The sequence below is a fragment of the Martelella sp. genome (assembly GCF_984369615.1).
Map to the genome: position 1 here is coordinate 1 of NZ_CFHTCS010000300.1, position 5,399 is coordinate 5,399.

Annotated in this window: 4 protein-coding genes; 1 reads left to right on the top strand and 3 read right to left on the bottom strand. The window is 62.4% G+C overall.

From position 1 onward, the window contains the following. The 3 genes from AC5DC2_RS18685 to AC5DC2_RS18695 all read right to left on the bottom strand — a co-directional run. Positions 1-899: RNA polymerase sigma factor region1.1 domain-containing protein (locus AC5DC2_RS18685; RefSeq protein WP_491699552.1), on the bottom strand; the 899-nt coding region annotated here is incomplete at its 3' end. Between the two features lie 421 nt (positions 900-1,320). Continuing rightward, positions 1,321-3,279, bottom strand: coding sequence for a DNA primase (dnaG, locus tag AC5DC2_RS18690; protein WP_491699554.1), 1,959 nt, complete (start codon positions 3,277-3,279; stop codon positions 1,321-1,323). 157 nt (positions 3,280-3,436) lie between these two features. Continuing rightward, entirely contained in the window at positions 3,437-3,889 is a 453-nt protein-coding gene (locus AC5DC2_RS18695) for a GatB/YqeY domain-containing protein (RefSeq protein WP_036237095.1), read from the bottom strand. A 339-nt stretch (positions 3,890-4,228) separates the two neighbouring features. Here AC5DC2_RS18695 and carA point away from each other — a divergent pair. Further along, the coding region (gene carA / locus AC5DC2_RS18700) for a glutamine-hydrolyzing carbamoyl-phosphate synthase small subunit (protein WP_491699553.1) at positions 4,229-5,399 on the top strand (1,171 nt) is incomplete at its 3' end.

Here is a 5,399-nt window from a genome sequence, read left to right on the forward strand (position 1 = left end):
TCCACCTGCTGGTCCTGCAGCTTTCTGAGCTTCACATAGGTCTCGGCGATCAGGTCGAGCGTTTCCATCACCTGCGGGCGCAGTTCCGCCTCCATGGCGGCAAGCGACAGGCTGGATTCGTCCTCTTCCTCGTCGTCCTCCTCCGGCTGCACGCCCTCGCCGCCGACATCGGTGACGTCGTCGGAACGCTTCTTGCGAGCCTGTTCCTTCTCTTCCGCCTTCTTGCGGTCAGCCTCGATCTTCTCCGGGCTCTGGAACTGCGGCGCAGCCTTGGCCTCGGGACCGGAATAGGTGGTTTCCAGATCGATGATCTCGCGCAGAAGCGTCGTGCCTTCGTTCAGCTCGTCGCGCCAGATGATCAGCGCCTGGAAGGTCAGCGGGCTTTCGCAAAGGCCGGCAATCATCGTCTCGCGGCCGCTCTCGATCCGCTTGGCGATGGCGATCTCGCCCTCGCGCGACAGAAGCTCGACCGAGCCCATTTCGCGCAGATACATGCGCACCGGATCATCGGTCCGGTCGGTCGGTTCCTTCTTCTTCGTCTGGGCAACGGCCGTCCCCGTCGTCGTCGCCACTTCCGTGCTGTCGCTGTCGGAATTGCCGTCGTCGTCGGAAGAATTGTCGCTATCGCCGCTGTCGCCGTCGTTGTCGACCTCCTCCTCGTCCTCGATCACGTTGATGCCCATGTCGGACAGCATCGCCATCGTGTCCTCGATCTGCTCGGAGGTCACTTCGGAAGAGGGCAGGACGGAGTTCAACTCGTCCATGGTCACGAAGCCGCGCTTCTTGGCGGCCTTGATCATCTTCTTGACGGCATCATCGGAAAGGTCCAGAAGAGGGCCGTCGGTTCCGCCTTCGCGTTCGGTTTCGGCTTCTTCGTTTTCCTTGACTTTTGTTGCCATAGATTTTGCTTCCCTGACGCTTATGCCGTAGTTTCTCGAGCGGCATTACCGACAAATGATTAAGGACCTTTTTAGAGGTCCGTTCCGGTCGGCTTCAAAACTTCAACCATGAACAGGACAGACTTCACCATCGCGGAGCCTGTCACCCCGGGTGAACACTGTCCAGATCATGAAATTGCGCTGCGTTGTGCCATTCTAACTGGTGATTCCCAGATTTTCGCCATCCGTCAAGCGTCAAAACGGGGATCGCGCGATTTCATATCGTAAATGCGCTCCAAATGCCACCCGCGTGACGCTTCTATCGATGTCCGGACCGATGCAGCCTTCCTGACGACCCGCGAGACTACATTTAGAACGAAGTGAAGGAAATACAAGGTGCGGCCAGGACCGGCGCCCGAGAATCCTTCATCGGCGCGCCATGCTAACCCGTCGCGCCGGAGCGCCCGCCGCGGCCAGACATCAGTCCGAACCCCTCGATCTCCGCTTCCTGGTTGTCGATCCGGCTGATTTCGTTCTGCACTGAAATCAGCGCCGGCATCAATTCTTCGAGAAGCTCCAGATTGCCCTCCTCGGTCGCCTCGCCAAGCTCGCGCTCGAGCTCGGCCTTCTGGCGGGCAAGCGAGCGGGCGCGATTGTGCAGCGACAAGGCCTGGCGATAGACCTCGCGCACGTCCTCAAGCGCCGCGTCCGGCCCCGCGATCCAGCCGACATTGCGGCTGACATGGCTCTTGAGCTGACCGATCAAGGGCGCAAAGCCCTGATCCTCCAGTCTTTGATGAAGCTTTTCCCGGCCGGCGTCCGGCCGCGAGGCCTCGGCAAGGAAGACCGGCCAGAAGGCCCGCATCTCGGCTGCGTCGAAGGAAAGCGCGGCGATGCTGTCAAAATCCTCGCGCGCCAGTTCCGGGTGGGTCAGAAGGCAGAAAACCAGTTGGCATTCGCGAAAGGTGAGCGCGGCGCCGGCCGGACGGATGCTCGCAAGCGGCGAGCGCGACAGCCGTTCGGACGGGGAAAAGCCGCCGCCCCTCGGCGCCTCGAAGCCCCTGCCCCGCCCCTTGCCCGGAACGAAACTGCCGCCGCGCGGGCTGCCGCCGCGAAAACGCTGGAAAAGGCGATTGCGGAAATCCTGCTGGTAGTGGCGGCGCACATTCTCGTCGCCAATGGTCTGCACAAGCTGATTGATCCGCGCCTCGATCGCCGCGCGCCGTTCGGGCGTCGCGTTGTCATCACTGCCCGCCTCGCGCTCGAAAATGGTGTCGGCGAGCGGCCGCGCCTGCCGCAGGATCTGCTCGAAGGCCTGCCTGCCGCCCTCGCGCACAAGATCATCCGGATCCTTGCCCTCCGGCAGATAGGCGAATCTCAGCGAATGGCCGGGCTTCAGCAATGGCAGCGCGACGCCTGCCGCCCTTTCGGCCGCGCGCTGGCCGGCGCTGTCGCCGTCAAAACACAGAACAGGCTCGCTGGTCATGCGCCAGAGAAGCTGCAACTGGTTTTCCGTCAGCGCCGTGCCGAGCGGCGCGACCGCGTTCTCGATGCCGGCCTGATGCAGCGCGATCACGTCCATATAGCCCTCAACGGCAATCACCGTGCCGGCGCCGTCCGCGCCTGAAAGCGCGCGCCGCGCGCGGGCGAAGTTGAACAGAACATTGCCCTTGTGGAACAGTTCCGTCTCGTTGGAATTCAGATATTTCGCCAGCGCATCCGGGCGCATGGCGCGTCCGCCAAAGGCAATCACCTTCTCGCGCGAAGAAAGGATGGGAAACATGATCCGGTCGCGGAAACGGTCATAGGAAACGGCGATATCCGGTCCGTGGACCACGAGACCGCAGGCCTCGATCTCCCGCTTCTCCACGCCCTTGGCGGCCAGGAATTCCTTCAGCGCATTGCGGCTTTCGGGCGCATAGCCGAGGCGGAACGTGTCGATCGTGCGGGCGGACAATCCACGCTCGCGCAGATAGGCCCGCGCCCTCGCCCCGTCGCCCGATTGCAGCCGGTCCTGAAAGAAGCCTGCCGCAAGCTCCATCACATCGATCAGCGTGCGGCGCTTCTCCTCGCGCTTCTGCGCCTGCGGATCGATTTCCGGCATCGGCAGACCGGCCATGTCGGCAATGCGCTGCACCGCTTCGGGAAAGCTCATGCCGTCAAGATCGGTCAGAAAGCGGAAATGGTCGCCGGAGACCCCGCAGCCGAAGCAGTGATAGCGACCCTTGCCGTCCTCGCAGTGAAAGCTCGGGGTCTTCTCGCCATGGAAAGGGCAGCAGGCCCAGAAGTCGCCGCGCCCCGCATTGGTCTTCCTGCGGTCCCACGTCACCCGCTGGCCGATGACATTCGAAATCGGCACACGGTCTCGGATTTCATCCAGAAATGACGACGGAAAGCGCATCTGGCCCTCGTTTGCGCCGGCAGAGCAGCCGGACTGCGGGGTGAACACCTGAACGGGCACTATTGCACCGCCGAAAGGCGCGCGCCCTCAAGCGACGCCGTCAGCGCGGGTTATCCTCCATATCCAAGGAGTTATCCACAGCCTTGTGGCGCGGTTGTTATTTAAGCATTTCCTTGACGACGCCGGAGGCCTTGGAGAAATCCATCTGGCCGGAATAGCGGTCCTTCAGCGTCTCGATGCATTTACCCATGTCGCGCAGGCCCTGGGCGCCGGTCTCCTCGACGACGGAGGCGCAGACCTCGCGGATCTTTTCCTCGGGCAGCTGCGCCGGCAGGAATTCGCGGATCACGGCCATTTCCTCGCGCTCCTGGGCGGCGAGATCATGACGCCCCTTCTCTTCGTAGAGACGGGACGATTCCTTGCGTTGCTTCAGCATCTTCAACAGGATCTGGCCGATATCATCGTCGCTGACCGGATCCTTCCCGCTCGCCCGGTGGGCAAGGTCACGATCCTTGATGGCGGCATGAACCAGCCGCAGCGTGCAAAAACGGACCGGATCGTCGGCTTTCGAGCTATCTTTGAGTGCAAGTGCGAGTTTGTCGCGCAACATCAACCTACTCCTGGCAACGCCAGTTTTTTTGAGAACCTTCGCCGACACATGTCGACAAGCGGCGGCGTTTACCGAAAACGTGGACTGCGATCAAATTAAAAAACGGGTCCGTCATATAATTTGAGCAGATGCCACAAGTCTGCACCGAGAGCAATTGACCCGCAAGCAGCGTTTGACTATTTTCCCGCGACCGCATCAAAAAAAGGTCTGCCCGTCTCTCTGACCACCGGCGTCTCGCCGGACCGAAGAGTGAACCCGTTCGTGCGGGTCATATATAAGCGCAGGGCAGGTCTCGTTCAATCGGCCGTGAGGCCGGCGAGGAACACGACAGGGATTAAGATGACGACCTCCTCCGCATGGATGACTGAAAAGCCGACCGCCGTTCTGGTTCTGGCCGACGGCACGACGATTTTCGGCAAGGGTATCGGCGCAACGGGCCGCGTGCAGGCGGAAGTCTGCTTCAACACGGCGCTGACCGGCTACCAGGAAATCCTCACCGATCCTTCCTATCTCGGGCAGATCGTGACCTTCACCTTCCCCCATATCGGCAATATCGGGGCCAATGGCGAGGATATCGAGGACCTGACGCCGGCAGCCCGCCGCGGCGCCGTCGGCACGATCTTCAAGGCCGATATCACCCAGCCCTCGAACTACCGTTCCGCCGGCCATCTCGACGCGTGGCTGAAGGCCCGCGGCATTATCGGCCTTTGCGGCATCGACACGCGCGCGCTGACGGCATGGATCCGCGAGCATGGCGCGCCGAACGCGGTGATCGCCCATGATCCGGACGGCAATTTCGACCTCGACGCGCTGAAGGCGGACGCCAGGGCCTGGGGCGGGCTCGAAGGGCTCGACCTTGCCGTCGTCGCCACCTCCGGCCAGTCCTCCAGATGGGATGAAACGCCCTGGGTCTGGAACGAGGGCTACGGCACGCTGGGTGAGGCGGACGCGAAATATCACATCGTCTGCATCGACTACGGCGTGAAGCGCAATATCCTGCGCCTGTTCGCCGGCCTTTCCTGCAAGGTCACGGTCGTGCCGGCCAAGACTTCGGCGGAAGACATTCTGGCGCTCTCGCCCGATGGCGTGTTTCTCTCCAACGGTCCCGGCGACCCGGCGGCGACCGGAGAATATGCCGTTCCGGTCATCCGCGCGCTGATCGACAGCGGCCTGCCGGTGTTCGGCATCTGCCTCGGTCACCAGATGCTGGCGCTGGCGCTCGGCGGAAAGACCGTGAAGATGCATCAGGGCCACCACGGCGCGAACCATCCGGTGAAGGACTACACCACGAACAAGGTCGAGATCGTCTCGATGAACCACGGCTTTGCGGTCGATTCGGCGTCGCTGCCGGACGGTGTCACCGAAACGCATGTCTCGCTGTTCGACGGCTCCAATTGCGGCATCTCGCTTGCGGGCAAGCCGGTCTTTTCCGTCCAGCACCACCCGGAAGCCTCTCCCGGCCCGCAGGACAGCCACTACCTCTTCCGCCGCTTCATCAATCTGGTGCGCG